Below are 26,545 nucleotides of genomic sequence, written 5' to 3'. Positions count from 1 at the left end.
CGATCCGATGCAACAGCTGACGTTGCCGCTGGATGCCAGTGCCCTTATGCGGCTTTAGCGGCAGGCTTGAACATTCTCTTTAATATCTAAGCGCGCTCGCAAAAAACCTCAGCCTTCTTCGCCGCGGGGAAGTTTGCCTGACCGGTGGACTCCTACCTGGTACAGCACAAACCCCATTCTGCCGCCTGCGACGGCCGCGGGAAAGCACGCAGAAGATGACGATGCCGGGTACAGATCAGAGTCAAAACGGGTATCTCTCAGACTTTCAACAACCAGCTAGGTGAGCCTGGTTATGGCAGACCGAGTTAATGGTTTGGCGCTGCGTGTGGAGAACTCGACGCCCCTCGCCGACTGCCTTGCCTCGCAGTGCAAGATGACACCAGTTTACTGAGCTCTACTCCAACTCTATCGAGTGAGGTCTATCCGACCGGTAACGATCAATAACAAAAACAAGCACTTATCTTTAAAGACGCGCTAAGTCGCGGCTTCCACGCAGCGCACATGGCTCTTTTCCATAATGCAATCGCCTCGTCTGGATGATGAATTGGGCCATCACCTCACAGCGTTCCCATGCCGCCATCGATCATGATCTCGCTGCCGACGGTATAGGCGGCTTCGTCGGAGGCCAGGAACACGACGGCCTTAGCAATCTCGGACGGATCGCCGAAACGGCCGGCGGGGACTTGGCCCTTGATGCTGTCGGCGACAGTTCTCAGGTCAGTTTCGGTGAAACCGAGTTTTCCGTAAAGCGGCGTTGCGATTGGCCCCGGGCTGATCGCGTTGAACCGGATGCCGCGACCGATCAATTCCCCCGACAATGTGCGGATGAGCGACTGTAGTGCGGCCTTCGAGGCCGCGTAGACACTCGAATTCGGCATGCCGATATGGGCATTGACAGAGGTGTTCAGCACGATCGAAGCCGGATTCGACAGGATCGGCAGCAACGCCTGCAACAAGAAATACGGGCCTTTGACATTGATGGCGAAAACGCGGTCGAAACCGACCTCGTCCCATGCTTCGATAGGCTTGAGCAAGGCAACGCCCGCATTGACGAACACGATGTCGAGCCCGCCGAAAGCTTGCTCAATGGCGTCCGTCACTGTCTTCTGACCGGCGACGTCCGCGGCGTCCGCTTTGATGACCAGAACTTCCGGGCCGAGTTCCTTGCGCGCCGCTTCCAACGTCTCGGGATTGGTCCCGGTCACAGCGACGCGGGCGCCTTCGCTGAGGAATTGACGCGCCGTTTCCAAGCCGATGCCGCTGGTGCCCCCCGTTATGAGCGCGCGCTTGCCTTTAAGCCTGTCCATTACCTCGGTTCCTCAAGATCGGTGTTTGGTGACGGCGAATATGGTGCCGGCAGCATGTTCGGACTATTATGCAAATAGCGGATCTATTTTTCGGAAACTACGAACAGTGAAATTGGATGGTATTGCCAGCTTCGTTGCGGTCGCCGAGGAAGGCTCGATCAGCGGAGCAGCTCGCACGCTCCGGCTCTCGAAGTCGGTGGTCAGCGAGCGGTTGGCCGAGCTGGAATGCAGCCTCGGGGCCACGCTGCTTCACCGCACGACGCGCAAGGTGTCGGTGACGGAAGATGGAACCGCCTTTTTCGAGCGCGCCAAGCGAATCCTACGTGAGGTTTCGGAAGCAGCGACAGACCTGGCGGAGCGCCGGGGAACCCTGAGTGGCCCCATGCGGATCTCCGCACCCGTCACCTTCGGCCGCATGCATCTGGGGCCGGCGCTCTATCCTTTTCTGGCAGCCAATCCTGACATCGAGATGTCCCTCGAACTCGACGACCGTCGCGTCGACATCGCTTCGGGCATCTATGACGGCGTGGTGCGGCACGGGGCCATCGACGATTCCCGCTTGATGGTCTGGCGCCTCGCGCCGAGCCGTCGCGTTTTGGTGGCGTCTGGCGATTATCTGGCCAGCCTCGGAACGCCGGCAACGATCGAGCAACTCGACGCCCACAAGGGCATCTTCTACACCAATCGCGGCGTGGCTGATTGGCGCTTCGCCACTTCGACCGGCATCGAGATGGTGCGCGCCCGTGTAGGTCTCAGGGTCAACAATGGGGACATGATGCGCGACGCAGCGATCGCCGGTCTTGGCGTCGCGCTGTTGCCTCTGTTCATATGCGGATCCGACATTCGCAACGGCAAACTCAAGGTCATCGACGTCGGAGTCCAGCCTGCGCCGGAGTTCATCTACCTTGCACATCCCGAGGGCAGACGCCCCTCGGCAAAACTCCGCGCGCTGGCAGAACATCTGAAGGCCGCGTTTGGCGAGCCCCCTTACTGGGAAGATCTCGTCATTTGAAATCGGCACGACCGACGGCCGCTATTGTTCGGTATTTCGAAGGGGGCTGATAGCGACGGTCCCGCCATCTGGATGCCGCTGAAGTGAACGGGCATTTGGCTCGAAGTCGACTAGGTCAGGCGTGGCCCACAGCGGACGGCTTATAGCGCGGTATCTTTTACAAGCGCCTGCAATTCGGCCGAGGGGCGAGATAAAAAGTTCGAAAAGCAACCCCGGTCGATCGTGACTTGTAGAACTATCGAGCTGCCGCTTTGGGGCCGAAATCCGTAGGTCCGCTTTTGTACAGGAAGGAATGACAGCGGACGTTCAACCTCCGTGACAACAAACGTTGGCAACGACCTCGGAGGACCAAGACGCTCCTGCACGTTCCTAGCACCCACAGCGTTCGCGCTAGCTGCTTCTTGCGGCGAGTGCTGGGGAGCACCCTTGGAATGTACGAAGATAGCATTCACCGCCGCATCATTCATCACGAAGCTCAGGGCAAGACAGCACGCGCTTGCCGTCGGCCCGACATGGGCCCGGATTGCGTCGAGAAGGCTGGTTCTGGAATCGAGCGACAGTTCATAGGGCTGCCTGTTGATCCTGAGCGGCGCGATGGCTTGCCGCCTCAATTTCGGCTGAGCCGCGCTCGGCACCTCGGCCTCCGCACGCGAGGCCAACAACGGCGCGCCCGCTTAGACCCTGCGTGCCATGAACTTCTAGTTGTTTGATGCGCCTGAAGCCGGGACATGGCTCGCTCCTGGCCGGCTGGTGTCGTGCGCTAACCTTTCAACGGTGCGTGAAAATCTCATGAATGCTGCGAATAATAACACATTATCACAAAAAATCTGATATCTTCATGGGATATTGATGTGATATAGACGGCGCGTTTCGAAGGGCGCCTGCAATGAAAAGCAACAACCGCAGACAAGGCATCATGGATTTCCTGATGGAGGCCGGCACGGCTTCCGTCGACGATCTCGCTTCGCGTTTCGCCGTCTCCAAGATGACCGTGCATCGCGACCTCGACGAGCTCGAGGAAAGCGGCTTTCTGCGCAAGGTGCGTGGCGGCGCCTCAATCCAGTCGAGCGGCCTGTTCGAGAGCGATTTCCGCTACCGCCAAAAACAGGCGGGCGACGAAAAGCGCCGCTTGGCAATAGCGGCCGTGGCGACGATCGAGCCCGGCCAGACCGTGATTATCGACGATGGCTCGACGGCAGGTGGCATAGCCGCGCATTTGGCCGAGTTGCGCCCGCTGACGGTGATCACCAATAACCTCGCCGTCATCCAGGAGCTGTCGGGGCTCAGCGGCATCACCCTGATCGCGCTTGGCGGCCAGTACAACAAGAAATTCCACGGTTTCTTCGGCCTCATCGCAGAGGAGACGCTGCGGTCGCTTCGCGCCGATGTCGCCTTTCTCTCGTCGTCGGCCATCTACGGCGCTGCGGCATTTCACCAGGACCAGGAGGTCGTGCAGACCAAGAGGCTGATGATGGCGGCCGCGGCGCGCAAATACCTGCTGGTCGATCATGGCAAGTTCGGCCGCACGGCATTGCACTTTCTCACCGACCTCAGGGCGTTCAACACCGTCTTCACCGGCGGCGAGCTGGAGCCGCCCGCGCGCGAAGAACTGGAAGCCGCGGGGATTTCGCTGACGGTTGTCGACAACAGAGATTGAACATCAGGAGCGCAGGCGTGACGTACTGGGTCGGAACAAGCTGGAAGATGAACAAGACGCTTGCTGAAGCGCTTGCTTTCGCCGAAGCGATCGCCGCGTTCACTCTTGGCTTCGACAAGCGCATCCAGCCCTTCGTCATCCCGCCTTTCACGGCGGTGCGCGAAGTCAAGAAGGCGCTGTCGTCAACGCACATCAAGGTCGGCGCGCAGAACATGCATTGGGCCGACAACGGCGCCTGGACCGGCGAGATCTCGCCGCCGATGCTCAAGGATTGCGGCCTCGATCTGGTCGAGCTCGGCCACAGCGAAAGGCGCGAGCATTTCGGCGAGAGCGACCACGCTGTCGGCCTGAAGACGGCGGCGGCGGTGAGGCACGGGCTGGTGCCGCTGATCTGCGTCGGCGAGACGCTGCCCGAACGCGAGAGCGGCAGGGCCGGTGCGGTACTGACGGCGCAGGTCGAAGGCGCGCTGCAGTTCCTGGAGGGAGAAGCAAAGTCAGCCAGGATTCTGTTTGCCTATGAGCCGGTCTGGGCGATCGGCGACAAGGGCATCCCAGCCAGTTCCGACTATGCCGACAAGCAGCAGGCGCTGATCAAGAGAGTGGCCACTGCCCTGCTGCTCGCATCGCCGCCGGTGCTATATGGCGGCAGCGTCAATCCGCAGAACGCCGCCGAACTGATCGGCCAACCCAATGTCGATGGCCTGTTCATCGGCCGCTCCGCCTGGCAGGCCGAAGGCTACATCGACATCCTGCGGCGCGCCTTGGCAGCGATCTGAATCCGATCGAAAGCACATTTGAGTCAAAGGAAGGACAAGAACCATGAAGATAGCCATCGGAGCCGACAGCGCCGGCAAGCCGCTCCTCGACGTGATCGCGGCGCACCTCGCCACCAAGCCTGGCCTTACCGTCAGCGATCTCAGCCAGCTCGGCTACTACGCCGACCTTTCGCAGAACCTCGCCCAGACGATCGTCGACGGCAAGAACGACCGCGGCATCCTGTTCTGCGGCACCGGCATCGGCGTCTCGATCTCGGCCAACAAGGTGCCGGGCATCCGTGCGGCACTCACCCACGACACTTATTCAGCGGAACGCGCGGCCAAATCCAACAATGCGCAGATCATCACCATGGGCGCCCGCGTCATCGGGCCGGAGCTTGCCAAGGCGATCGTCGACACTTGGCTCGCTTCCGAATTCGACGAGAAGGGACCATCGGCCGGCAACGTCCAGGCGATCAACCGCCTCGACGAGGCAAAGCGCTAACGCTGCTTGTTGTGACGCAAGTCCGGACGGAAAACCGCTTCACACTTTTCCTGGAATTGCGCTGTTTAAGCTCTGCGCCATTGCGCCGATGACCGTGACGGCCGAGGCCGCGCCTGGATCGACATGGCCAAGCGACCGCTCGCCGAGGCGTGAGGAACGGCCCTTGGCGGCGATCATGTCCTTGGTGGCTTCGGCGCCGCGCTCGGCGGCGGCAAGTGCCACGGCAAGACTGTCTGCGAGGCTCTTGCCAGCAGCCCGCGCGGCACCAGCGGCTTCGGCCGCTGGCTGCCAGGCATCGACCATGGTCTTTTCGCCGAGCTCGGCCTTGCCGCGATCCTTGATGCCCTGCGCCATCGCCTGGAACATGGCGATGGCATCGTCGGCGTCGAGCTTCGTCTTGCCCTTGACGGCGGCGGCGCCGCGCATGAAGGCAGTTGCGTAGAGCGGCCCGGACGACGCGCCGACCGCATTGAGGAATGATTTCGCCGCCGTGTTGAGCAGAGCTGTCGGGTCGGTTGCGGTGAGATTGAGGTCGGCAACCGCGTCGCGCGCTGCGTTGAAGCCGAGCTCCATGGCGATACCGTGATCGGCATCGCCGATGATCCCGTCGAGTTGACAGAGCCGGTCCTTGTCCGCCGCGATCGCGGCGGCGATGGCGTCGAACATCTTTTTCAGTTCAGGCGAGCCGATCGAGGTCATGGCGAACTCCTCAGCCGGCCCTGAACATCGCACAGTCGCAAGGATGGTCGAGCATCGTCTGCAGCTCCTCGTCGAGATGCTCCAAGGTTACGGAGGCGCCGGCCATTTCCAGCGAGGTGCAGTAATTGCCGACCCAGGTCGCGTGCACCGAGACACCGATGTCGTCGAGCCTCTGCTTGAGCCGACGGTTCATGATGTAGAGTTCCATCAGTGGCGTCGAGCCCAGCGAATTGACGAGCACGGCGACCTTGTCGCCGCGTGACGGCTCCATTTCGGCGAGAATCCTATCCAGCATCTCGTCGGTGATAGCATCGGCGCTCTTGAGCGCGCCGCGCGCGATGCCGGGCTCGCCGTGGATGCCCATGCCGATCTCCATCTCGTCAGCGCCGATCTCGAAATTCGGCCGCCGCGTCTGCGGCAGCGAACAAGGCGACAAGGCGACACCCATGGTGAAGGTGTGGTCGTTGGCCTTGCGGACGATGCGCTCGACCTCGTCGAATGAAAGCATGCGGTCGCAGGCCGCGCCCGCGGCCTTGAAGATGAAGAAATTGCCGGCGACGCCGCGGCGTCTTCCCCGCTGGTCGCGCGGCGCCGAAGCGACATCGTCGGTCGTCAGCACGGTGCGCACCTCGATGTCGTCCATCGCCGCCATCTCGGCTGCCATGTCGAAGTTCATCACGTCGCCGGCGTAGTTGCCGTACATGAACAGCACCCCGGCACCGCCGCTCGCTGCCTTGGCGCATTCCAGGATCGGATCGGGTGGCGGCGAGGCAAAGACGTTGCCGATGGCGGCTGCGTCCGCCAGCCCCTTGCCGACAAAGCCGAGAAAGGTCGGCTCGTGGCCGGAGCCGCCGCCGATGACGAGTCCGACCTTGCCGGATCTCGGACCGTCGCGGGCGATGATAGAGCGCGGGCTGCCGTCAACGCTCCTGAGGTGAGCGGGATGCGCGGCGAGGATCCCTTCCAGCATCTCGTCAACGGCGCGGTTGCCGTCGTTGATGATCTTCTTGGTCTGCACCGGCATCCTCCCGATTTCAGTATTTTCGAGATACTACAGACTGTTACCGGGATTTCCACCTGGCAGCGGCCGTGTCGCGGATTTCCCGAGGCAACGCAGCAATTGCTCAGCCGCCGAGGCCGTCGCGGATGGCCGAGAAATAACGGTCGGTGCCGACCTGTCCGCCCTTCAGCGCGACTTCCAGCCCGTCGACCGCAGCGATGTTGGACTGGAGCGACGCAGAGCGGCGACGCCGGCAGCGGCATGCGGACCGTGAGCGCGTCGACGCCCCGGGCGCATGGCTTATCGCCGCCAGCGATGATCACACGCTTCAACGTCTAGCCTCCGCCCGGCGAGCAGCGCATATTCGCTGCCGGAGGAGCCGACGACGAAATAGCCGCCCGGCTTGCGAGCGCGCTAGATCTCCTTGCCGGCCAGCGCGCCTGGCTCTCGGGGCGTCGATGTCGCTGAGCAGCACCGCCGCGCCCGCAGCCATCCTGTCGAACCGAAGCAGCAGAACGCCGCTCGAAGATCTAGGGTAGATTGCTTCGGGTAAGCGGCCAGGTCGGATTTCACTGCCGTGCGTCGGGATCCTAGCTGCGGGGCAACAACGCCGACCTGCCCGCATCGATGAACGGCGCCCAATAATCGACCGACTCGCGGATCATTGCCACGACCTGGTGATCGACCGGCTCGCGCTCACGGAACGACAACTCGAGGCAAATCTCGTTGTCGGTGCCACCGCCGCGCCGAACCGTCTCCAACAGTTTTTGCGGGGTTATGCGGCCGTCTTTGTTGTAGGCGGCGGTGAACGGCCAGTGGCCGCCCTTGTTCATCGACGATTGCTTGATGTGGATGATCGGCGATTGTCTCGGGAAAGCCTCGGCCCAGGCATAGGGGTCGATATCGTCGGGATTGCTCGACGTGACATCGCCGTGGTCGATGTCGACCATCATCAACAGCGGAATGGAGAGATTGGCCGCCTCGATCTGCTCGTGCAGCGCCCGGCAGTTCTCGATGGTGTGGCCGAATTCGCGGCCGACCGACATCGGCTCCCAGAACAGATAGGTCAGTCCGGCCGCTCTGGCATGTTCGGCCACCTCGCGCCAGCACTCCATGGCGATGTCGAGCAGCCGAGCGCGGCGCTTGGGATCGTCATAGTCCTGGTGGGTGAAGATGGCGAACTGCGTGCCCATGCTTGTGGCGCCCAGTTCGGCCGAGATGTCGGCGAAAATCTTGAACCAGTCGACATAGTAGCGGCGTACATCGGCATCCGGATGGCCGAAATGATTCAGCCTGCCATAGGGGCCGGTCATGCCCGACGTGACGCGTACGCCAGTACGATTCAGAGCGGCGCGGAACAGGCGGATGAATTTCGCGATCGTCGCCGCCGGCCAGCCCGGATTGACGAACTCATGCGTAAGCTGGACATCCCTGATGCCGATGCCATAGGCGATCGCGTCGATCAGGTCGTCGGGATCAGCGAAGCGGTTGACCAGCGGATTGGTGTTGAGGGACAGCGTGAAAGCCATGGTTTCACCTCGTGCTCAGACCTGCCAGACGAAGCCCGGCAGGATGAAGTCCGGCCGGGCGTCGTGACGCGCAAACATCTCGTTGAGTTGCTGACCGCTCATTTCGGCCAGTATGCCCGAACGCACCAGCGCCGACGACAAGCCTGCGCCAGATGCGCCGGCTATGTCGTGTTCGATACTGTCGCCGATACCGACAACGCGTTCGCGCGGCGGGTTGCCCAACATTGCGAGCGCCGCGTCATAGATCGGCCTATGCGGCTTGCCGATCCATTCGACGTTGCCGCCCAGTTCCTCGTAGAGTTCGGCGATCCTGCCGGCGCCGAAACGCTGACCCGATTTCGTCAGCATGATCCTGTCGGGATTGGTGCACAGACAGGGCACGCCGGAGACCGCGGCAGGGGCCAGCATCTTGCGATAGTGATCGAGCTCGAAACGGTCACCTTCGCTTGCCGAAAGCAGGATGACGTCGGCCCGGCCGGCGTCGTCGACCAGCACGATGTCGAGGCCGTCGACAGCGCTCCTGTCGCCATCGCGCGCAATCAGCAGGCAGCGCGTGCCGTGGGGCAGACCGGCTTGTCCGGCCAGCCCGGCAAAGCGCCGCCAGGCGACTTCGCCGGAACTGACGAAGACGTCCCAGGAGCCTCGCTCGAAACCGAGCCCGACAAGGCGATCCTCGTTAGGCGCCGCACGCTTGCCGGAATTGGACAGAAGCAGGACCGACTTTCCGGCGGCCTTGAGCTTTGACAGCGCTTCGACAGCGCCCGGATAGGCGGCATTGCCGTCATGCAGGACGCCGAATTGGTCGACGACGAAATGGTCGAAGCGGCCCGCCAGGTCGGCGAGATCGCGCAAGTCAACCGGCTTCGTCGTGGCAGTGCTCATAGCAGGCCCGCCGTGCGCGCGCCCTGCAGCGCCAGCCTTGCCGTACCGGCCGCTGCCTCCTCGGAAAGCGCTTCGAAAAAAGGCACGCGCAGTTGCCTTGCGCGGATTGCCGTCCACACAGGGTTGCGGGCGCCGCCGGAAACGCTGCGGACGGAACGCAGCGCCGGCCCACCGAGATCGGCAAGTTGCCGGTAGCCGCGCCTCTCGATGGCGGCAATGCCTTCCAGCATCGCCTGCAGGAACAGCGCGTCGTCGGCCGGGCGCGGATCGAGGCGCGGCGCGAGGCCCGCATCGGCGATCGGAAAGCGCTCGCCGGTGCCGATCAATGGGTAATAGTCGAGGCCGGTCGGCCGGTCCGGATCGATCGATTCGGAGAGCTTGACGATGCGCTCGAGGGGGAAGAAATGCGCCAGCACCTTGCCGCCGGTGTTCGACGCACCGCCGGCCAGCCACGCGTCGCCGATGCGATGGCTGTAGATGCCGAATTGCGGCGCGAACAGCGGCTTTTCGCAGAGCAGCTTCAGCGTCAGCGATGAGCCGAGCGCGGTGACGGCGTCACCTATGCGGTCAGCGCCGGTTGCGAGGAAGGAAGCGCAGCCATCGGTGGTGCCGGCGACTACTGCCACATCGCCGGGCAGGCCGAAACGCTGCGCGCTGCCCGGGCTGATCGTGCCGAATGGCTTACCCGGCGCGACGACATCTGGCAGCAAGGCCAGATCTGCGCCTGTCCTGGCGAGCCAATCGGGCCAGCCACGCCGCACAGGGTCATAGCCGGTCTTCAGTGCATTGTTCTCGTCGCTGACGTCGAAGCGGCCGCAGAAGCGGCCAGCGATCCAGTCGGCCTGATGGAGAACCCGCGCCGGCCTCACCCCCTTCTGGAACCGCAGCAGCTTGGCAAGTCCCGAGGTGGCGCCATGGGCCGCGCTCTGAGGCGGCGCATCGTCGGCGATCGCCGAAAGGATCGTCGCGTCGTCGACCTTGTCGGAATACATCAGCGCCCGGCCGAGCGGCCCGCCGGCCGCATCGACCGGCAGCATCGTGCCCGAGGTGCCGTCGACGGCAAGCGCGCGAACATTCCTTGCGTCGACCAGGCGAAGCAGTGCGTCGATCGCGGTCTCGACCGCGCGCCACCAGGTGGCGGGGTCCCGCCAGTCGGTGCCGAAATCGGCCAGCGCGACGCCGGCCTGGGCCTGGATTGCGAAACCAGGATCCATGGCGACGGCGCGCACACCCGAGGTGCCGACGTCGATGCCGACGACCACAGCCGTCATTGCAATGTCCCGCTGCGCCGGTTGAGCTCCTGGCGGTACTTTTCGGCATCCCAGTTCAAAAGCTCGGCATTCTCGTGCGGGCTCAGATAGTTGACGCGCGCGCCTGGATCGATGCGCGAGGCGACGTCGGCGAGGCAGCGCGCCATCGCCTCTGCGCCGGCATTGGCGTCGCTGCGCATCAGGATGCCCTTGCCGGGGAACAGGATCGATGCCGGCGACGGCTGGCCAGTTTCCCTCGTCCTCGCCACCACGGCGGCGGCGTTCTCGTTCGGTCCGGCAATCACCGAGCCGACGCCAAGGAAAATGACTTGGTCTGGATAGAGGCTGCCCGAGGCTGCAATGCGGCAGCTGGCGAGATCGGTCGCGGCGGCATGCGCCTCGATCGCCACGGGAAGGCGGTAGTTGCTGCCCATGCCCAGCCTGATCAGCGCGTCGATGTCAGCTGCCGGCGCAACACGCGGCGGGCGGCTGAGCAGGCCGGAAACGCGCCTCAGCAACAGATTGGCCTCGGCGACGGTGTCGGCGGCGACAACCAGTCCGTGATTGCCGAGCACCAGCACAACGGTACGAGGCTTCAGCCGCTCGGCAATGCCTTGCGCCAGCGGCAGGCCCGGCCGGCGATACGGCACGAAGACCCAGTCCAGCCCGCGCAGGCGCTCGGCGAGCAAAGCTTCCGCATTGGCCTGCACGGCAATCGCAATGGTCTCGACGCAATGGACATGGACGACGATCCTTTGCGGCAGCAGCGCATGCACCGTCGTCTCGATCGAAGGCCGCAGGCGATGCGGATTGAGGTCGACCGGCGTGAACTGGTCGGCCTTCTCGGCCGCCGGGCTGCGGTGGGCGACCGCCTCGAGCAAGGGCGCCAGTTCCACCGGCACCATGATGTCGCTGGTGGCTGCATTCATCAGCCAGGTGCCTGACGCCTTGATCCACAACAGGCCGGCCTGTTTGAGGGAGGTGTTGCCACCGGCGCCCTGGACCAGCAGGGGATCGGCGCCGACGCTGGCCGACAGCACGCGCAGCGCCCGCAACTCGGCGTCTTCCTGATCGATCCGAACAACCATCAGCCGGCCTTCGCCAATCGGTTGGCGCACCAATCCTCGAAGGTAGCTCGCTCAGCAGTCGACATATGCAGTCCGTGCTTGGTGCGGCGGTCGAGAATATCGGCCGCGGTCGACGCCCACTCATGCTCGAGGAGATAGGCGGCCTCGCGTTCGAAGAAGTCCCTGCCGAAGCGCCGCCCGAGATCGTCAAGCGAGCCGGCGCCGCCGACCAGGGCGCGGGCGCGGGTGCCATAAAGCCGGCCGTAATGGTTGAGCAAGGAAGCCGGCATCCACGGATAGTCGCGACCGAGATCGCCGAGGAACTGCTCGAAATCGGCGTTGGCGATGTCGCCGCCCGGCAAATGCGCTTTCGCAGTCCAGGCTTTGCCCATCTTCGGCAAGAAGGGCTCGATGCGATCCAGCGCGTGCTCGGCGAGCTTGCGAAAGGTGGTGATCTTGCCGCCGAAGACCGAGAGCAGCGGCGCATGGCCGGACGGCGCGTCAAGCTCGAAGATATAGTCGCGCGTCACCGCGCTCGGATTGTCGGCGTTGTCGTCGTAGAGCGGCCTGACACCTGAGAAGGAATAGACGACATCGGTGCGGGCGAGCCCGCGCTTGAAGTAGCGGTTGACGACCCTGATCAGGTAGTCGATCTCGCTTTCGTCAGCTTTGACGTCCTCCGGCCGCCCCTCATAGGGAATGTCGGTGGTGCCGATCAGCGCCAGATCGTTCTGGTAGGGGTTGATGAAGATCACCCGCTTGTCATTGTTCTGAACAAGATAGGCCTGCCGCCCTTCCCAGAATTTCGGCACGACGATGTGGCTGCCCTTGACCAGGCGGACATTGCGCCTGGAGTTCTGGCCGGCGACGCGGTTGACGACGTCGTTGACCCAAGGACCGGCGGCATTGATGAGTGCCCTCGCCCGCACCATTGTCTTCACGCCGGTGCCGCCGTCGTGCATCTCTACGACCCACAGGCCATTCTCACGGCGCGCGGCGGTGCAGGCGGTGCGGGTCAGGACCTTGGCTCCGCGCTGCGCAGCGTCGAGCGCGTTGACGACCACCAGCCTGGCATCGTCGACCCAGCAATCGGAATATTCAAAGCCGCGCTTGAAGGCGTCCTTGATCGGCGCGCCCTCAGGCGCGGTACGAAGATTGAGCATTCGAGTGGCAGGCAGCCGCTTGCGGCCGCCGAGATGGTCGTAAAGGAACAGGCCCAACCGCACCAGCCAGGCTGGCCGATCGTCCGGACTGTGCGGCAGCACGAAGCGCATCGGCCAGATGATGTGCGGAGCGGATTCGAGCAACACCTCGCGCTCGATCAGCGCCTCGCGCACCAGGCGGAACTCGTAATATTCGAGATAGCGCAGGCCGCCATGGACGAGCTTGCCGGAGCGGGAACTGGTGCCTTCGGCGAGATCGTCCTTCTCACACAGGATGACGGACAGGCCGCGTCCAGCGGCATCGCGCGCGATGCCGGCGCCATTGACGCCGCCGCCGATGACGAAGAGGTCGACGATGTCGCTATCGCCGCTCATCCCGATCGAGCCCCGGTGCCGGTTTGCCGCGTCACGCCGCCGCCCTCAGCATGGATTGACCGGTGGCAGGCCGGCCAGATAGCGGCGCACTTCCTCGGCCGCCTGCTCGGCGGCATAGGTGACGGTGCGCACCGAAGCGCCGGCAATATGCGGCGTCAGCGTCACATTCGGCAGCTGCAGCAGCGGCCAGTCGGCAGGCACGGGCTCGACCGCGAAGGTTTCCAGCATGGCGCTGGCGATCTGGCCCGATGCCAGCGCGTCGTACAGCGCGTCATAGTCGACCAGCGGCCCGCGCGCGGTGTTGATGAAGATCACGCCGGGCTTCATCCTGGCGATGGTGTCCTTGTTGACCAGGCCACGGGTCTCCTCGGTGACGCGAGGATGGATCGTGACTACGTCGGAGCGGCCGAGCAGGTCGTCCAGCGCGACGAGCTCGACGCCGGCATTCCTGTCTTCCGCGCTCAGTTGCACATAGGGGTCGCAGACCAGGATGCGGCAGCCGAAGGCGCGCAGCAGGCGCACGACCTTGGTGCCGATATTGCCATAGCCGACGACGCCGACCGTCATTTCGCTGAGCTCGCGGCCGGTGCGGTCCGCGCGGTAGAGATCGCCGCGCCACTCGCCCTTGCGCAGCGCCTCATGACCGACGCGGATCAGCCGCGTCTCGGCGAGGATGGCGCCGATGGTGAATTCGGCGACCGCGCTGGCATTACGTCCAGGGACGTTGACGACGCGAATGCCATGGGTCCTGGCGGCGGCCATGTCGATGTTGATCGGACCGCCGCGCGAGACCGCGACCAGCTTTAGTCCCGGCAGACGCTGCATCATGCCTTCCGAGAGCGGCGCCAGTTGGGTGACCAGGATCTCGGCATCGCCGATGAAGTCCACCACATCGTCCGGCCGACCGAAATATTCCTTGACCTTGTCGAGACCGAGCGCCGGATTTCCGAACTCCATCGGCTCGTCCGGCCAGGCCGTCTCCAGCGAGCGAATGTCGAGGCTGTTGCCGCAGGCCTTCTCGATCTCCGAGCGGAACACTTCCGGAAGCATGAAACGGTCGCCGATGATCGCAATCTTTTTGTGCATGCTACTTCTCAATTCACTTTCGATGCGGCGATAGACCGCCAGACCGGACGCAGCGCGTCATGTGCCATCGCGTAGGAGGGAGCCATGGCTTCGTAGATTGCTGCGAGCTTGTCGTCGCTAGGCTCCGCCTTGCCGAGCAGCGGCGAGACCCATTCGCCGACGCAGTCGTCCATCGACGGGTAGAGGCCGAGGCAGACCGCGGCGATCATGGCGGCGCCGGCCGCGCCCGCCTCCTCGCGCTCGCTGGTGCGGATTTCGGCGCCGCCAACGGCAGCGCCGAGGATATTGCGCAACGCTGGGCTGCGGGCGGCGCCGCCGGTCAGGCGGATCTCCCGCGGCAGCGAACCCATGGCCGCGTAACAGTCGCGCGCCGCGAAAGCGAGGCCTTCGAACACAGCGCGCACCATGTCGGCATAGCCGTGACGCGACGAGATGCCGATAAAGCCGGCCCTGGCATTGGCATCGACGAACGGCCCCCTCTCACCGGCCTCCGAGACGTAGGGCTGGTAGATCAGCGACGCCGGCTGCGACGACGCGATCCACTGGTCGACCAGCGCGATCATCTCGCCGTTCGAGCGCCTGATGCCTTGCGAGGCGAGGATGCCGGAGGCGAGGCCGAGCACCCAATCGATGTTGAGCGTCGCCGCCATGTTCGACTGCATCTGCGCGAAGACGCCGGGCGCCGGCATGGTCATCGTGTAGCCGGTCGCCGCCTCGTTGAGCAGGACGTCGTCCGGTGTCTCTGCCAGCCGCATGTGCATGCCGGTGGAACCGATGATGGAACAGCCAGGCTTGCGCTGGCGGTCGAACAGGCCGGCGCCGAGCGCCGTGCAGACGACATCGACATAAGCGAGCACCACCGGCGTGCCGGCGGAAAGCCCAGTTGCCTCGGCGGCCGCCCTCGACAGGCCGGCGTTCTGCCTGCTGCCGTCGACTATTGGCGGCAGCAGGTGCCTGAGGTCGGCCACGCCAAGCACGTCGAGCACATCGTCGCAGTATTCGCGCGTGCGGAAGTCGCCGAAGGTGAAAGTTGCCTCCGAGGGATCGGTGGCGCGATCGCCCGTCAGCTTGAAATAGAGCCAGTCCTTGCAATGGAAGGCCGTCGACGCCTTGGCCAGCAGTTCCGGCATGTTGCGCTTCATGAAGACGAACTGCGATCCCTGCTGACAGGCGGCGAGACCGCTGGCGGTCTTCTCGAACCGCAGCCGATCCTCGGGCCTGGCGCGGATTTCCTCGACCTCCCTGGCGGCGCGCGCGTCGAGCCAAAGCCAGCCCTTGGCGACCGGCTCGCCCTCCTTGTCGATCAGCCAGGTGCCATCGCCCTGGCCGGTGACCGCGATGGCGATCGTACGACTGGCGAGGTGGGGCACCTTGTCGGCCAGCTGGCGAAGCGTGGTCGCGGTGTCGGCCCAGGTACGCGCCAGGTCCTGCTCGGCGCCGCCGCCAGGAAGCGTGTCATAGCGGTTTGGCAGGGACGTCGCGGCGATCTGCCGGCCCGCCGTGTCGAAGGCGACGGACTTGATAACAGACGTGCCGGCGTCGATCCCGATCACCACATCCTTCATCAGGCAAGCTCCATACCGTGCGAAATGGCGTTGCCGCTCGACTGGTCGAAGACATGCAGGTTGGCCGGGTCGATGCTGACGTTGATCGGCGCCCCGAGTTCGAGACGGGTGCGGTCATGCTCGACGAGGACTAGCGAGCCGCCGGCGAAATCCGCCGCGATATGGGTCTGGTCGCCCAGCCACTGATTGGCCGAGACGGTGGCCGGGACGCCATCCTTCGAGCGCCGAACGGCGTACGGCCTGATGCCGATGACGACACGCTCGCGATTGAGCAGCGCCTCGCGGACCGGGCCGCTGAAGGCGTCCTTGTCATAGTCGAGCGAAAGCCCGTCCGGCAGTCTGAGGTTGATTTTGCCGGCGCCACTGCCGACGAAGGCCTCGAAGACATTCATCGGCGGCTCCCCGACGAAGGTGCCGGTGAAGAGGTTCGCCGGACGCTCCTTGATCATCTGCGGCGTGTCAAACTGCTGCAGCACGCCGCCCTCCATCACGGCGATGCGATCGGCAAGGGCGTTGGCCTCGGTCTGGTCATGGGTGACGAGGATTGCGGTCAGGCCGCGCTCCTTGATGAAGTGCTTGATGCGGCCGCGAAGCACGGCGCGCAATTGCGGCTCGAGCTGGCCCATCGGCTCGTCGAGCAGATGCAGGTCGGCGCCGCGGATCAGGGCACGGCCGAGGCTGGCGCGCTGCTGCTGGCCGCCGGAGATCGAGCTCGGATAACGATCGAGGATATCCTCGATCTCGAGCAGCTTGGCGATGCTGGCGACCTTGGCATCGACCTCGCTCTTCGGCAGCCTGGCCGCCTTCAGCGCAAAAGCCATGTTCTCGCGCACGGTGAGCGGCGGATAGAGCGAATAGCCCTCGAAGGCCATCGCCACATTGCGCTTCACCGGCGGCAGCGTGTGCACCTTGCGGCCGGCGACAGAGATTTCTCCGCGCGAAACCTCCTCGAAGCCGGCGATCATGCGCAGCGTCGAGGTCTTGCCGCAGCCGGACGAACCGAGCAGCGCGATGATCTCGCCCTTGGCGATCTCGATGCTGAGCTTCTGGACCGCATGCACGCCGCGGTCGATCGGCCCGTAGAATTTGTCGACGTCGGAAATGGTGAGGGCGCTCGCGCTCATGCCGCTTCTCCGTTGCGCAAACTGACGATGTTCTTCGAACGGATGCGCTCGCCGCTGGCGTGATCGAACAACAGCGCGCTCTTGGCGTCGACCGCGAGATGCGCCTTGCTGCCGCTCTGGCCCGGCGTGCCCGACGGCCGTGAGACGAGGATTTCGCGGCCGCGCATGGTGCGCACCAGCGTGACGATCTTTTCATTGAGGGGCGTCTCTGCCTCGACGGTGACGGGGATGGCGCCCGGCTCGCTCTCCGCGACGAAGTGCAGGGTTTCGGGCCGCAGGCCGATGACGCAGTCGCGGCCGATCGCGGCCTCCGGAGCGCCGGCAAGATGCACCTGCACGTTCGACAGGCCGACATAGATGCCCTTGGCGTCGCGCTGCGGCTTGACGTCGAGCAGGTTGATGGTCGGGTCGCCGAACAGCCGCGCGATCTCGATATTGGCCGGCTCGCGATAGATCTGTTCTGGCGTGCCGAGCTGCCTGATAACGCCTTGCGACATCACCGCGATGCGGTCGCCAAGCGCCATCGCCTCCTTGTAGTCCTGGGTGACGTAGATGACGGTCGCGCCGCGGTCGGCGAGAAGCCTGGGTAGTTCCAGCCGCATCTCGAAACGCAGCTTGGCGTCGACGTTGCGCAGCGGATCGTCGAGCAGCAGCACCGGCGGCGAGCCGACCAGCGCGCGTGCAAGCGCGGTGCGCTGCTTCTGACCGTTCGACAGCGCGCGCGGCTTGTGGCTGAGAACATGGCCGATCTTGAGCAGCTTGGCGACGCTGTCGACGCCGCCCTTGATGGCGCCTTGGGACGAGCGCTTGGCCTCGAGCGGCGTGGCGATGTTCTCGAAAGCGCTCATATGCGGGAACAGGGCGAAATTCTGGAACGCCATGCCGACTCCGCGGAATTCGGCGTCGACGTCCGTCATGTCCTCGCCGCCGATCAGGATCTTGCCCTCGTCCGGGTCGATGACGCCGGCGACGACGCGCAGCAGCACCGTCTTGCCGGCCCCGGAGGGCCCGAACAGGACCAGTGTCTCGCCATCGGCGATGGTCAGCGACAGATCGTCGAGGACGGTCTGGCTCTTGTAGCGCTTGACGATGTTCTTCAGTTCGAGGCTGGCCATTCGATTTATCCCTTGACCGCGCCGAGCGACAGGCCCTCGACGAGATAGCGCTGCGCATAGAGAGCAAGCGCCAGCGTGGGCGCGATCGACAGCACGATCGCTGCCGATATCTGGCCATACTGGATGCCCGAGGAGGTGATAAAGGCGAGCGCGCCGACCGTCACCGGCTGCTTGTCGGCGGAAGCGAGCACCAGCGCGAAGACAAAATTGTTCCAGGCGAAGATGAAGGCGAGCAGGCCGGCCGCGGCGATGCCAGGCCCGGCGAGCGGCAGCGCGATCTTGCGGAAGGTGGCGAACCAGGAATGGCCCGCGATACGGTAGGCGTATTCGATGTCGGCCGGGATATCCTCGAAATAGCCGCGCACGATCCACAGGATCAGCGGCAGGCAGATCAGCTGGTAGACCCAGATCAGGCCGAAATAGGTGTTGGCGAGGCCGAGCTTCTGGAAATAGAGGGTGAGCGGCAAGAGCACCAGAAGCGCCGGCGCGAAGCGGAACGACAGCAGCGTGAAGGCGATGTCTTCCGAGCCGCGGAACTTGTGGCGGGCAAAGGCATAGGCGGCCGGCACGCCGAGCAGCAAGGCGAGCGCGACCGAAGTCACCGACAGGAACACCGAGTTCCACAGATTGCGCATGAAGGCTATGTCGAGCGTGCCGGCGGCGGTCTCAAGCTTGCCGGTGATCAGCGCCGTATAGTTGGCGAGCGTCGGCTCGAAGACCAGCTGCGGCGGGATGCGCAGGATGGTCTCGTTGGTCTGGAACGACATCATGAAGATCCAGACGATCGGAAACATGAAGAAGATGACGACCAGGGTGAGCGCGATGCCGCGAAGGACACGTTCGAGAAGCGAGGTGTGTTCCACGCAGGCCTCCTATGCCAGCCCGCGCGCGCGTTCGCGCAGCCTGAGCCAGTTCTTGATGAAGATGTTCGACAGGAAATAGGTGATCGCCCAAAGGATGATCATCAGCGCCGCCGAGCGACCGACATTGGTCGACTGGAAGAAGTTGAGATAGGCTTCGACCTGGAAGACGGTCAGCGTGTCGCCAGGCCCGCCTTGGGTCATCGCGTAGATGATGTCGAACTGCTGGATGGAATCGAGCAGGCGGAACAAGGTCGCGGTCAGGATATAGGGCGTCAGCATAGGCAAGGTGATGCGGAAGAAGACGAAGCTCCTCGGCACGCCGTCGAGTGCGGCCGCCTCGAAAGGCTGCGTCGGCAGGCTGCGCAGGCCGGCGAGCAGCAGGATCATGATGAAGGGCGTGTAGACCCAGATGTCGACGAGCACGACGGTGAGCAGCGCCGTCGAGGGCGAGGACGCCCAGCGGAAATCCTGCAGGCCGATGAGGCTGGCGAGGTAGCTCAGCACGCCGAAGCCGGGATTGGTCATCAGCTTCCACATCAGCGCGGCCAGCGCCGGCGCCGTCATCAGCGGCATCAGGAGCATGATCGAGATGAAGTTGTTCAGCGTCGAGCGCTTCTGCAAAAGCATGGCGATGCCGAGGCCGAGCAGCAGTTCCAGCCCGACGGTGATGCCGGCATAGAGCAGCGATATCTCCAGCGTGTTCCAGAACTTCGGATCGGTGAAGAAGGAGATGTAGTTGTCGCCCCAGTTGAACTGGCGCGCCCAGGGCTGGCTCAGCCTGTAGCGCTGGAAGGAATAGACCACCGAGGTCAGGAAGGGAATCAGGATGCCGATGCAGACCAGCAAGGCCGGCAGGCTGAGAAGATAGGGCAGCGCCCTCTTGCTGATCCTGAAGCCTGAAGGCTTGGCTCTGTGCATCGTCGCCGAAGTCATCTATCAGCCCGTATCGGTTGCTTCGCCGCGCCGGTCGCCTAGGGAGCAAGGCGGCCGGCCGGGCGAACTGACGGCAGCATAGGCGCCGCGTCGCAAAAAATGGAAGGGTCCGGCCGGCCCGCCTAAGTGCAACTCCAGGAAAACCGCTGCGCGCTTTTCGCGAAATTGGTCTGGGCGGGCCCGGCCGTCACCCAGTTCAGCCGAGGCCGGCTTCCTTGAGCTGGCCGTTGATGCTCTCGGCCAGCTTGTCGAGGCCTTCATCGACCGGCACTTCCTTGGCCACCATTTTCTGCAAGGTCGCCGCCCATTCGGTGGTGAGATCGAAGAACAGCGGCTGCGCGGTGAACTTGATGCTGGCGCCGGGCGCGGATGCGTCGAACATGTCGACATAGCCCGGATAGCTCTTGTTCAGCTTCTCGCGGAACATCTCGTCCTTCCAGACCGCCTGGCGGACTGGATTGACGAAGTCCATCTTGGTGGCGCCGAACAGGCAGTGGTCGAGACCGGAAGCCCACTGCATGAAATACCAGGTGGCGTCCTTGTCCTTCGAGAAGTTGGACATCGACAGCGACCAGATCCAGATGTTGGGGGTCGGCGCCTTGGCGGCCGGATTGGCCTTGAAGGCCGAGAAGGCGAGCTGGCCGGCCATCTTGTTGCTGCCGCCGTTCATGAAGTAGCCGAGGATGTCGGCGTCGAAGATCATCGCCGAGGCGCCGGCACCGAGGTCGGTGCCGACCTGGTACCAAGTGTAGGTCGACCAGTCCTTCGGGCCGCTTTCCTGGATCATCTGCACCCATTGCTTGTGGAAGGCTTTGGATTCGGCGGTGGCCATGGCGGCGGACAGCTTGCCGTCGGCCGAGACGTTCAGGTCCTTCTGGTCGAAATTGGCATAGGCCGACAGGAAGCCCGGATGGATGGTTGCCCAGGAGCGCGAGCCGCGCACGCCGATGCCGTAGACGCCACCGCCGACATCCTTGGTCAGCTTCGCGGCCGCGGCGACCAGTTCGTCCATGTTGCCGGGGAGCTTGACGCCGGCTTTGTCGAACATCGCCTTGTTGTAGGTGATGTTGTTCTGCTCGAAACCCCACGGAATGCACCACTGCTTGGCGTCTTCCGAGCCCAGCGCCCCGCCGGGCTTGCCGTTCCACGCGCAGGAATTCCTGACGCCGGGCAGGAAGTCGTCCCAGGCATATTTCGGATTGGTCTTGGCCGGGTCCTTGATCCATTCGTTGAGGTCGGTGATCCAGCCCGCCGGGCCGTAGGTCCAGGTCATGTAGGCGCCGGTCATGAAGGCATCGTATTCGGGCGAGCTTGCCGAGAGCGCCGCCGTCACCTTGTCGAAATAGACGTCTTCTGGGAACACGTCATAGGTGACGTTCATGCCGGTCAGCTGCTTGAAATTGTCGAGATCGGCGATCATTGCATCGGCATAGGGATGCTTGTTAAGCAGGAGCTTGATGGTCTTGCCCTTATGCGCCTGCCAGTCGAAATCGGCGGCAAGCGCGCGGGTCTGCCCCAGGTTGAGCAGCACGCCGGCGGTGCTGGTGGCCAGGCCCATGGCGCCCAGCCCCTTGATCAGGCCGCGGCGGTCGACTTGTTCGCGCAGGAACGCGTCAAGCAGGTCTTTCTCTTTCTCATGCATGTCGTCTTCTCCTCCAAAGGGTAGTTTCAACGAAACTGTTGCCGGCTACCCGACCGGCGTCTTCTCCACGAGCGACTGCGCCGTCCGCTCGTCGGTTATCAAGCCCTTGAGATAGCGGCCCTCCAGCACCGACTTGATGGCGCGAACCTTGATCTTGCCGCCGGCGACGGCGACGATCCTGCGGTTGGCGATGTCCTCGCGCGCGAGCGCAAGCGCGCGGCAGGAAACAGTGGTCGCGACCTGCTTTCCCGCGTCGTCGAAGAAGTGGCCGAGCAGTTCGCCCACGGCTCCGTTGTGGCGGGTTTCCTCCATCTCGCCCTTCTCGATCATGCCGGTAGCGACGAGCGAGGCCTCCTGCTCGGCGGTGCCGATGCCGGCGAGCAAAAGATCGGCGGACCGCGCGAGGTCGAACACCTCACTGATGCCCTTTTGGCCAAGCAGCACGGCGCGGTCCTCGACCGTGTTGGCGAACATGGGCACCGGCATGACATAAGCCGCGGCGCCGGTGCGCTCGGCCAAGCGATGGATGACGTCGTGCGGATTGGCGGAAAACTTCCTGGTCAGGCCGCCGAGCAGCGAGACGAAGCGAATGCCATTCGCCGAGATGCGCGGCAGATACTCGACGCAGGCGGCAAGCGTGCGGCCATGGCCGACGCCGATCAGCGCATCCTCGCCGCGCTCGATCTCGCGCTTGAGGAACTGCGCGCCGGCGATGCCTAGCGCCTTGAGCGGCAGTTCCTCGGGATCGAAGTCGGGCACCACCTCGCAATAATCGAGACCGTAGCGGCCGGACAGCTCGTCCTCGAGCGCCACGCATTCGGAGATCTCGCCGTCGATATAGACCTTAACCAGTCCTTCCTGGTTGGCCTTGGTGATAAGGCGGTGCGCCTTGAGGCTGGTCAGGCCCAGCCGCTTGGCGACCTCGGACTGGGTGAGGCCGCCGGCATAGTGCAGCCAGGCGGCACGGGCGGCCATGCTGGTCTCGTCGTCGCGCAGAAAGCCGTTGCCGAACCCAACCATTTCCGCCCTTTGATATTTTTATCAGTTGCTGCAAAATTTTTCATAGAGCCCGGCAGGAGTCAAGTGGCACTGCGCGAAATCGCGCGCAAAAGCCCATGACCAACCGACGGTTGGAAGCCACCCGGCGCTCGCCTGAAAAGTTCGCGACGCAAGATTACGAGGCGATGGGAGGCCAGCGCCAGGCAGCCTTCCACGATAGGGGCGCGTTCCGGCCGACCATCAATTCGACAATGGGGAGGGCGTTGAACGCCCTACAACGTGCTAGCGCTGTTCACCTGCTACTGAAATATGAATATGCGGCCTAGGAGAACATTCCGTGATCTTTCGTGACGCGATGCCATCGGCAGAATGGGCGGACATGGATATTCCACCAAGCGCCAACAGTTGGATCTGCCCACAATCTCTCATGTTGGCACGTAAGCCGACTTCGCAGGATGGCCGATAGATCCAAGTTCCGGCGAGCTCCGGGTAACCCGCTTACCATGTCCGCTTTGAGATCGTGGTGGGCCGGTCTCTGATGGCCGAGATTGGGCGCGAAGCGGCCATTCGCGTCGTCGGTTTTGGCGGCCGGAGGAATGTACTCATTCCATTGATCTTTTTTCGATTCGAGCCATTGGCCGAGAGCTACACTTGATGCTTTCCACAGGCAAATCAGCCAGGCGTCATGCAGCCAGCCTATCTTGGTTCGCTCGGGTTTTGGCCGCCGGCGTTGCCGCAATCTTCTCTCGGCGTATCTATGGCAGAGAGCAGAGCGGTCGCGAACTCCCGGCCCTCTGGCCGCTAACGGGCAACGGATCGCGAGCTGCTGTTTGACGTGATTGGAATAGCAAGCCGCTGACTTGCGTTTAATCAAAGAGCACGGGGCGAAACCGAACGGAGGAACGTTCGATGCATGCTGGCTTCTCACAAAACTTGATCATAGCTGGATTGGGAGCCCTCATAGTCAGCTGCGCTGGCGTTCCAGCTCAGAAAATGGTTCCCACAAGCGGTTACGGCCCCAACCCTACCCTGCCGAAACCGACACCCACGCTGATTCCGACCGTCAACGTCGCGGAGGCAACAGGCTGGCAGAAAGGTGATATGCCGACCCCGGCGAAGGGGCTCAGGGTGACGGCGTTCGCCACCGGGCTCGACCATCCGCGCTGGCTGCACGTGCTCCCCAACGGAGATGTGCTTGTGGCCGAAACCAATGCACCTGCCAAGCATGACGACGGCTTCAGCCTCAGAAAGGTCTTCATGAACCAGGCCATGAAGCGAGCCGGCGCTGCGACCATCAGCGCTAACCGCATCACGCTCCTGCGCGACACCAATGGCGACGGCGTTGCGGATGTGCGCAGAATTTTCGTGGAAGGCCTCAATTCGCCCTTCGGCATGACGCTTTCCAAAGGCAAGCTCTATGTCGCCGAGACCGACGCGCTCGTCGCTTTCCCCTACTCCAATGGCCAGACCCGAATAACCGCGCCGCCGGAAAAGATCGTCGACTTACCGGCCGGAGACATCAACCATCATTGGACTAAGGACGTGATCGCAAGTCCGGACGGACGCAAACTCTATGTCACCGTTGGCTCCAACAGCAACGCTGGAGAAAATGGCATCGCCGCAGAGAAGAACCGCGCCGCCGTCCTTGAGGTGGATCGGTCTAGCCGCAGCACCCGGGTTTTCGCGTCCGGGCTGCGCAACCCGAACGGGCTCTCCTGGAATCCCGAAACCGGCGAGCTTTGGGTCGCCGTAAACGAGCGTGACGAGATTGGCGATGATCTCGTGCCTGATTACATCACTTCAGTTCGCAACGGTGCTTTCTATGGCTGGCCCTATAGCTATTATGGGCAGAACGTCGACGAACGCGTCAAGCCGCAGCGCCCTGATCTTGTGGCGGAGGCGGTCAAGCCCGACTATGCGCTCGGCTCCCATACCGCCTCTCTAGGACTGGCCTTCTCCAGCCGCACGTCGCTCGGCACGGCCTATGGCAACGGCGCTTTCGTTGGCCAGCATGGCTCGTGGAACAGAAGCGTACACAGCGGTTATAAGGTGATCTACGTGCCGTTCCGCGACGGTAGACCGCGCGGGCCCCCGAAGGATGTGCTCACCGGCTTCCTCGCACATGATGGCAAGGCGATGGGCCGTCCTGTCGGCGTTGCTGTCGATCGGGCCGGCGCACTTCTCGTCGCCGACGATGTTGGTAACGTCATCTGGCGGGTCAGCCGAGCGAAGGGGCGTTAGCGCAGTGCCTTTCTGACCGCTTTTTCCGTAAGCGCGATCTCGAGCGCCTTCGAATACAATGACTGCTTTCGGGGCATAGCAAATCTTACCTGGTACCGCCGAGATGAGGCGCAAAGCTGCCGATCATGAAATGAGGCCTGCATTCCAATAGATAGAACGATCTATCCCGAGGTCGGAGAAGCGTCCGCTGTCGGCGAGAGCGAGGTCTTGAAGCCCAGACAGGGCGACTTTCTCTAAAGCTGGGGATTGGGCTGAGACACTACCCTATGGTTGGAGCAAGGCGCCCCCATACTTCGCCCACAACCGGTCGCAGTCCCTTTTCCTCAGGCTTGGCGTTCCTGGCTCCCCATAGAAGACCATTGCACCACGAACGTGGTATCCAAGCACCGACGCATTGGCCACGAACTGAATGGCGCGCCCTAAGCTGATGGCGCCGATCCGGGTTTCATTTTTGCTGGTGAGGTCGATCACTCCGAAGATCTCCGCCTTTGCGCCTCTGCTGGCCAAAACAGCCGTCGAGACCGCATCATCCACGGCAAGGTGTCAAACGGCTTCCAAAACTGACCCCGGATCGGCGTCCAATTTTGCACGCCGATACACACCTGTTTTGCCGTCCGGGCCTATCAGCGTGGAGCGTATGTTGCCGTTGTGGCAATCGTTCTCGCCGCGGCCGTCGCCATAGTCCACGCTGCTGCATTTCCGATCGAATATCTGGAAGGTGGTGATGCCGCCCTTCGTCACCGGCCTCACCGGGCCGTTGAGCCCATGGTTCTTGAAATCGGCAGGGAACTTATCGGCCAGTGCGGAACTTGCAAAAAGCGCCGCCGCCAACGTCACAAACAGGAGAATGCACAGTTTGATGCTCCCCTCCTGAATACTGACAGGGGAGGCTATCAGCGAGTTGCCGGCCAGGCAATCAAGCGGCTGCCGTCGCTGTTGAACTCCTCGTATGAGTTGCCCCCCGACTCGGCTCCTGGCTGACAAGCTAATGTTGTTTCGTCACAAGTCGACGCACAAAGGCCAACGCCTGGCGTTTGCAACCGCTGCGCACCATCCATCCAAGAACTTCCAGCGGATTTTCGAGAACGACGTTTTTGGGAAGCGCTTTTATTTCGATCCAAACCGATGTCTTGCTGGTCTCGACGATGAAGGATTTTACGTCGGCAGGAACAGGGTGAGGAAGAGAGTAAGTGGGCTTGCCGGCGCTCCAGACCAGGCCGTTAAACGACTGTCCACTGCCAATGCGAACCGAGAACACCGCGCTCTCACCGATCCCGCGACGCGCCAGCACCGCTTCGCCATTGCGGATGCAGCCGGGAGCGGATTCTTCGATGGAAATCGCCCAGGGATCGTCAAGTCCACTCGGTTTGGACTGATCGGCTGTGGTGCGTGCGCTCCCGATGGACTCGGTCCTCCGGCGCTCGTTCGTTAGAAGGCTCGCTATTAGGGCCAGGCTCGAAGGTCGTGCCTGACCGTCGCCGGCCCGCTGCGGACTGTCGGATGTCAGGGCATCCTCAGTGACCACCAAAGCTGCGGGACCTGAAATGGGATTCACGCTGCCGTCCTCACCGAGCAAGGTGACGACCGCACCAGCTGGCACGTTGATGACGTCACTTGGCACAAAGATCTTGCCTGGCGGCAGTTCATCCACCACCGGCTCAGTTGACAGAATCACATACTGGCTGCCGGCCACCGCGCCTTGCGCCGTGATAAGAACGGCCGCGGCAAGGGCCAGACAGGCGATTTGGGCGATCGGACGCATGAGGCTCATGTCAT

General features: G+C 63.3%; 24 protein-coding genes and 1 pseudogene. 5 read left to right on the top strand and 20 right to left on the bottom strand.

Features of this window, described 5'->3' with window-relative positions:
* Positions 1–557: 557 nt before the first annotated feature.
* Complete coding sequence (locus tag EJ072_RS20055) at positions 558–1,307, bottom strand: SDR family oxidoreductase (protein ID WP_126080963.1); 750 nt, start codon at positions 1,305–1,307, stop codon at positions 558–560.
* 106 nt (positions 1,308–1,413) lie between these two features.
* Between EJ072_RS20055 and EJ072_RS20050 the strand changes: the two genes are divergently transcribed.
* The 4 genes from EJ072_RS20050 (at position 1,414) to EJ072_RS20035 (ending at position 5,236) form a co-directional block, all read left to right on the top strand.
* Positions 1,414–2,319, top strand: a complete 906-nt coding sequence (locus EJ072_RS20050; protein WP_126083690.1) for a LysR family transcriptional regulator — start codon at positions 1,414–1,416, stop codon at positions 2,317–2,319.
* An 886-nt stretch (positions 2,320–3,205) separates the two neighbouring features.
* Positions 3,206–3,976, top strand: coding sequence for a DeoR/GlpR family DNA-binding transcription regulator (locus EJ072_RS20045; RefSeq protein ID WP_126080962.1), 771 nt, complete (start codon positions 3,206–3,208; stop codon positions 3,974–3,976).
* 2 nt (positions 3,977–3,978) lie between these two features.
* On the top strand, positions 3,979–4,752 hold the full coding sequence (locus EJ072_RS20040; protein WP_189343366.1) for a triose-phosphate isomerase: 774 nt from the start codon (positions 3,979–3,981) through the stop codon (positions 4,750–4,752).
* A 43-nt stretch (positions 4,753–4,795) separates the two neighbouring features.
* Positions 4,796–5,236 carry an RpiB/LacA/LacB family sugar-phosphate isomerase gene (locus EJ072_RS20035; RefSeq protein WP_126080960.1) on the top strand — a complete coding sequence of 147 codons (441 nt, stop codon included), beginning with the start codon at positions 4,796–4,798 and terminating at the stop codon, positions 5,234–5,236.
* A gap of 39 nt (positions 5,237–5,275) precedes the next feature.
* On the opposite strand, the gene dhaL is transcribed toward EJ072_RS20035, so the two are convergent.
* The 16 genes and pseudogenes from dhaL to EJ072_RS19955 form a co-directional block, all read right to left on the bottom strand.
* Positions 5,276–5,935, bottom strand: coding sequence for a dihydroxyacetone kinase subunit DhaL (gene dhaL / locus EJ072_RS20030; RefSeq protein ID WP_126080959.1), 660 nt, complete (start codon positions 5,933–5,935; stop codon positions 5,276–5,278).
* Between the two features lie 10 nt (positions 5,936–5,945).
* Complete coding sequence (locus tag EJ072_RS20025) at positions 5,946–6,953, bottom strand: dihydroxyacetone kinase subunit DhaK (RefSeq protein ID WP_126080958.1); 1,008 nt, start codon at positions 6,951–6,953, stop codon at positions 5,946–5,948.
* 106 nt (positions 6,954–7,059) lie between these two features.
* Positions 7,060–7,267 (bottom strand): annotated as a pseudogene (locus EJ072_RS36945) (four-carbon acid sugar kinase family protein); the annotation flags it as partial.
* Between the two features lie 258 nt (positions 7,268–7,525).
* A complete protein-coding gene (locus EJ072_RS20015; RefSeq protein WP_126080957.1) occupies positions 7,526–8,464 on the bottom strand; it encodes a TIM barrel protein in 939 nt (312 codons plus the stop codon).
* 15 nt (positions 8,465–8,479) lie between these two features.
* On the bottom strand, positions 8,480–9,346 hold the full coding sequence (locus EJ072_RS20010; protein WP_126080956.1) for a TIGR01459 family HAD-type hydrolase: 867 nt from the start codon (positions 9,344–9,346) through the stop codon (positions 8,480–8,482).
* Complete coding sequence (locus tag EJ072_RS20005; protein ID WP_126080955.1) at positions 9,343–10,617, bottom strand: FGGY-family carbohydrate kinase; 1,275 nt, start codon at positions 10,615–10,617, stop codon at positions 9,343–9,345. Before EJ072_RS20005 ends, EJ072_RS20010 begins: the two co-directional genes overlap by 4 nt.
* A complete protein-coding gene (locus EJ072_RS20000) occupies positions 10,614–11,684 on the bottom strand; it encodes a class II aldolase/adducin family protein (RefSeq protein ID WP_126080954.1) in 1,071 nt (356 codons plus the stop codon). The genes EJ072_RS20005 and EJ072_RS20000 overlap by 4 nt, the downstream gene beginning before the upstream one ends.
* The gene (locus EJ072_RS19995; RefSeq protein ID WP_126080953.1) at positions 11,684–13,201 is read right to left on the bottom strand and encodes a glycerol-3-phosphate dehydrogenase; all 1,518 of its coding nucleotides are present in this window, start codon (positions 13,199–13,201) and stop codon (positions 11,684–11,686) included. The genes EJ072_RS20000 and EJ072_RS19995 overlap by 1 nt, the downstream gene beginning before the upstream one ends.
* Before the next feature lie 45 nt (positions 13,202–13,246).
* Positions 13,247–14,287 carry a 2-hydroxyacid dehydrogenase gene (locus EJ072_RS19990; RefSeq protein WP_126080952.1) on the bottom strand — a complete coding sequence of 347 codons (1,041 nt, stop codon included), beginning with the start codon at positions 14,285–14,287 and terminating at the stop codon, positions 13,247–13,249.
* Between the two features lie 8 nt (positions 14,288–14,295).
* Positions 14,296–15,852 (bottom strand): FGGY-family carbohydrate kinase, encoded by a 1,557-nt coding sequence (locus tag EJ072_RS19985; RefSeq protein ID WP_126080951.1) that lies wholly within the window; start codon positions 15,850–15,852, stop codon positions 14,296–14,298.
* Entirely contained in the window at positions 15,852–16,976 is a 1,125-nt protein-coding gene (locus EJ072_RS19980) for an ABC transporter ATP-binding protein (RefSeq protein ID WP_126080950.1), read from the bottom strand. The genes EJ072_RS19985 and EJ072_RS19980 overlap by 1 nt, the downstream gene beginning before the upstream one ends.
* The gene (locus EJ072_RS19975) at positions 16,973–18,091 is read right to left on the bottom strand and encodes an ABC transporter ATP-binding protein (protein ID WP_126080949.1); all 1,119 of its coding nucleotides are present in this window, start codon (positions 18,089–18,091) and stop codon (positions 16,973–16,975) included. The genes EJ072_RS19980 and EJ072_RS19975 overlap by 4 nt, the downstream gene beginning before the upstream one ends.
* A gap of 5 nt (positions 18,092–18,096) precedes the next feature.
* Entirely contained in the window at positions 18,097–18,954 is an 858-nt protein-coding gene (locus EJ072_RS19970) for a carbohydrate ABC transporter permease (protein ID WP_126080948.1), read from the bottom strand.
* Between the two features lie 9 nt (positions 18,955–18,963).
* The gene (locus EJ072_RS19965; protein WP_126080947.1) at positions 18,964–19,887 is read right to left on the bottom strand and encodes a sugar ABC transporter permease; all 924 of its coding nucleotides are present in this window, start codon (positions 19,885–19,887) and stop codon (positions 18,964–18,966) included.
* A 196-nt stretch (positions 19,888–20,083) separates the two neighbouring features.
* On the bottom strand, positions 20,084–21,529 hold the full coding sequence (locus tag EJ072_RS19960; protein ID WP_126080946.1) for an extracellular solute-binding protein: 1,446 nt from the start codon (positions 21,527–21,529) through the stop codon (positions 20,084–20,086).
* 45 nt (positions 21,530–21,574) lie between these two features.
* Positions 21,575–22,549: a sugar-binding transcriptional regulator gene (locus tag EJ072_RS19955; protein ID WP_126080945.1), complete on the bottom strand. Its 975-nt coding sequence runs from the start codon at positions 22,547–22,549 to the stop codon at positions 21,575–21,577.
* An 888-nt stretch (positions 22,550–23,437) separates the two neighbouring features.
* Here EJ072_RS19955 and EJ072_RS19950 point away from each other — a divergent pair.
* Positions 23,438–24,769: a sorbosone dehydrogenase family protein gene (locus EJ072_RS19950; RefSeq protein ID WP_126080944.1), complete on the top strand. Its 1,332-nt coding sequence runs from the start codon at positions 23,438–23,440 to the stop codon at positions 24,767–24,769.
* Between the two features lie 264 nt (positions 24,770–25,033).
* Here the strand turns inward: EJ072_RS19950 and EJ072_RS19945 are convergent, their stop codons facing one another.
* The 3 genes from EJ072_RS19945 to EJ072_RS19935 all read right to left on the bottom strand — a co-directional run bounded on the left by EJ072_RS19945 (position 25,034) and on the right by EJ072_RS19935 (position 26,540).
* Entirely contained in the window at positions 25,034–25,240 is a 207-nt protein-coding gene (locus tag EJ072_RS19945; RefSeq protein WP_245466920.1) for a hypothetical protein, read from the bottom strand.
* 72 nt (positions 25,241–25,312) lie between these two features.
* Complete coding sequence (locus EJ072_RS19940; protein WP_126080942.1) at positions 25,313–25,753, bottom strand: hypothetical protein; 441 nt, start codon at positions 25,751–25,753, stop codon at positions 25,313–25,315.
* A gap of 1 nt (position 25,754) precedes the next feature.
* Positions 25,755–26,540 (bottom strand): hypothetical protein, encoded by a 786-nt coding sequence (locus EJ072_RS19935; protein WP_126080941.1) that lies wholly within the window; start codon positions 26,538–26,540, stop codon positions 25,755–25,757.
* Between the last annotated feature and the right edge of the window lie 5 nt (positions 26,541–26,545).

The organism is Mesorhizobium sp. M2A.F.Ca.ET.046.03.2.1 (assembly GCF_003952425.1).
Classification (GTDB): Bacteria; Pseudomonadota; Alphaproteobacteria; order Rhizobiales; family Rhizobiaceae; genus Mesorhizobium.
The sequence above is the reverse complement of the archived record's forward strand: the minus strand, read 5'-3'. Positions and strand labels throughout refer to the sequence as shown.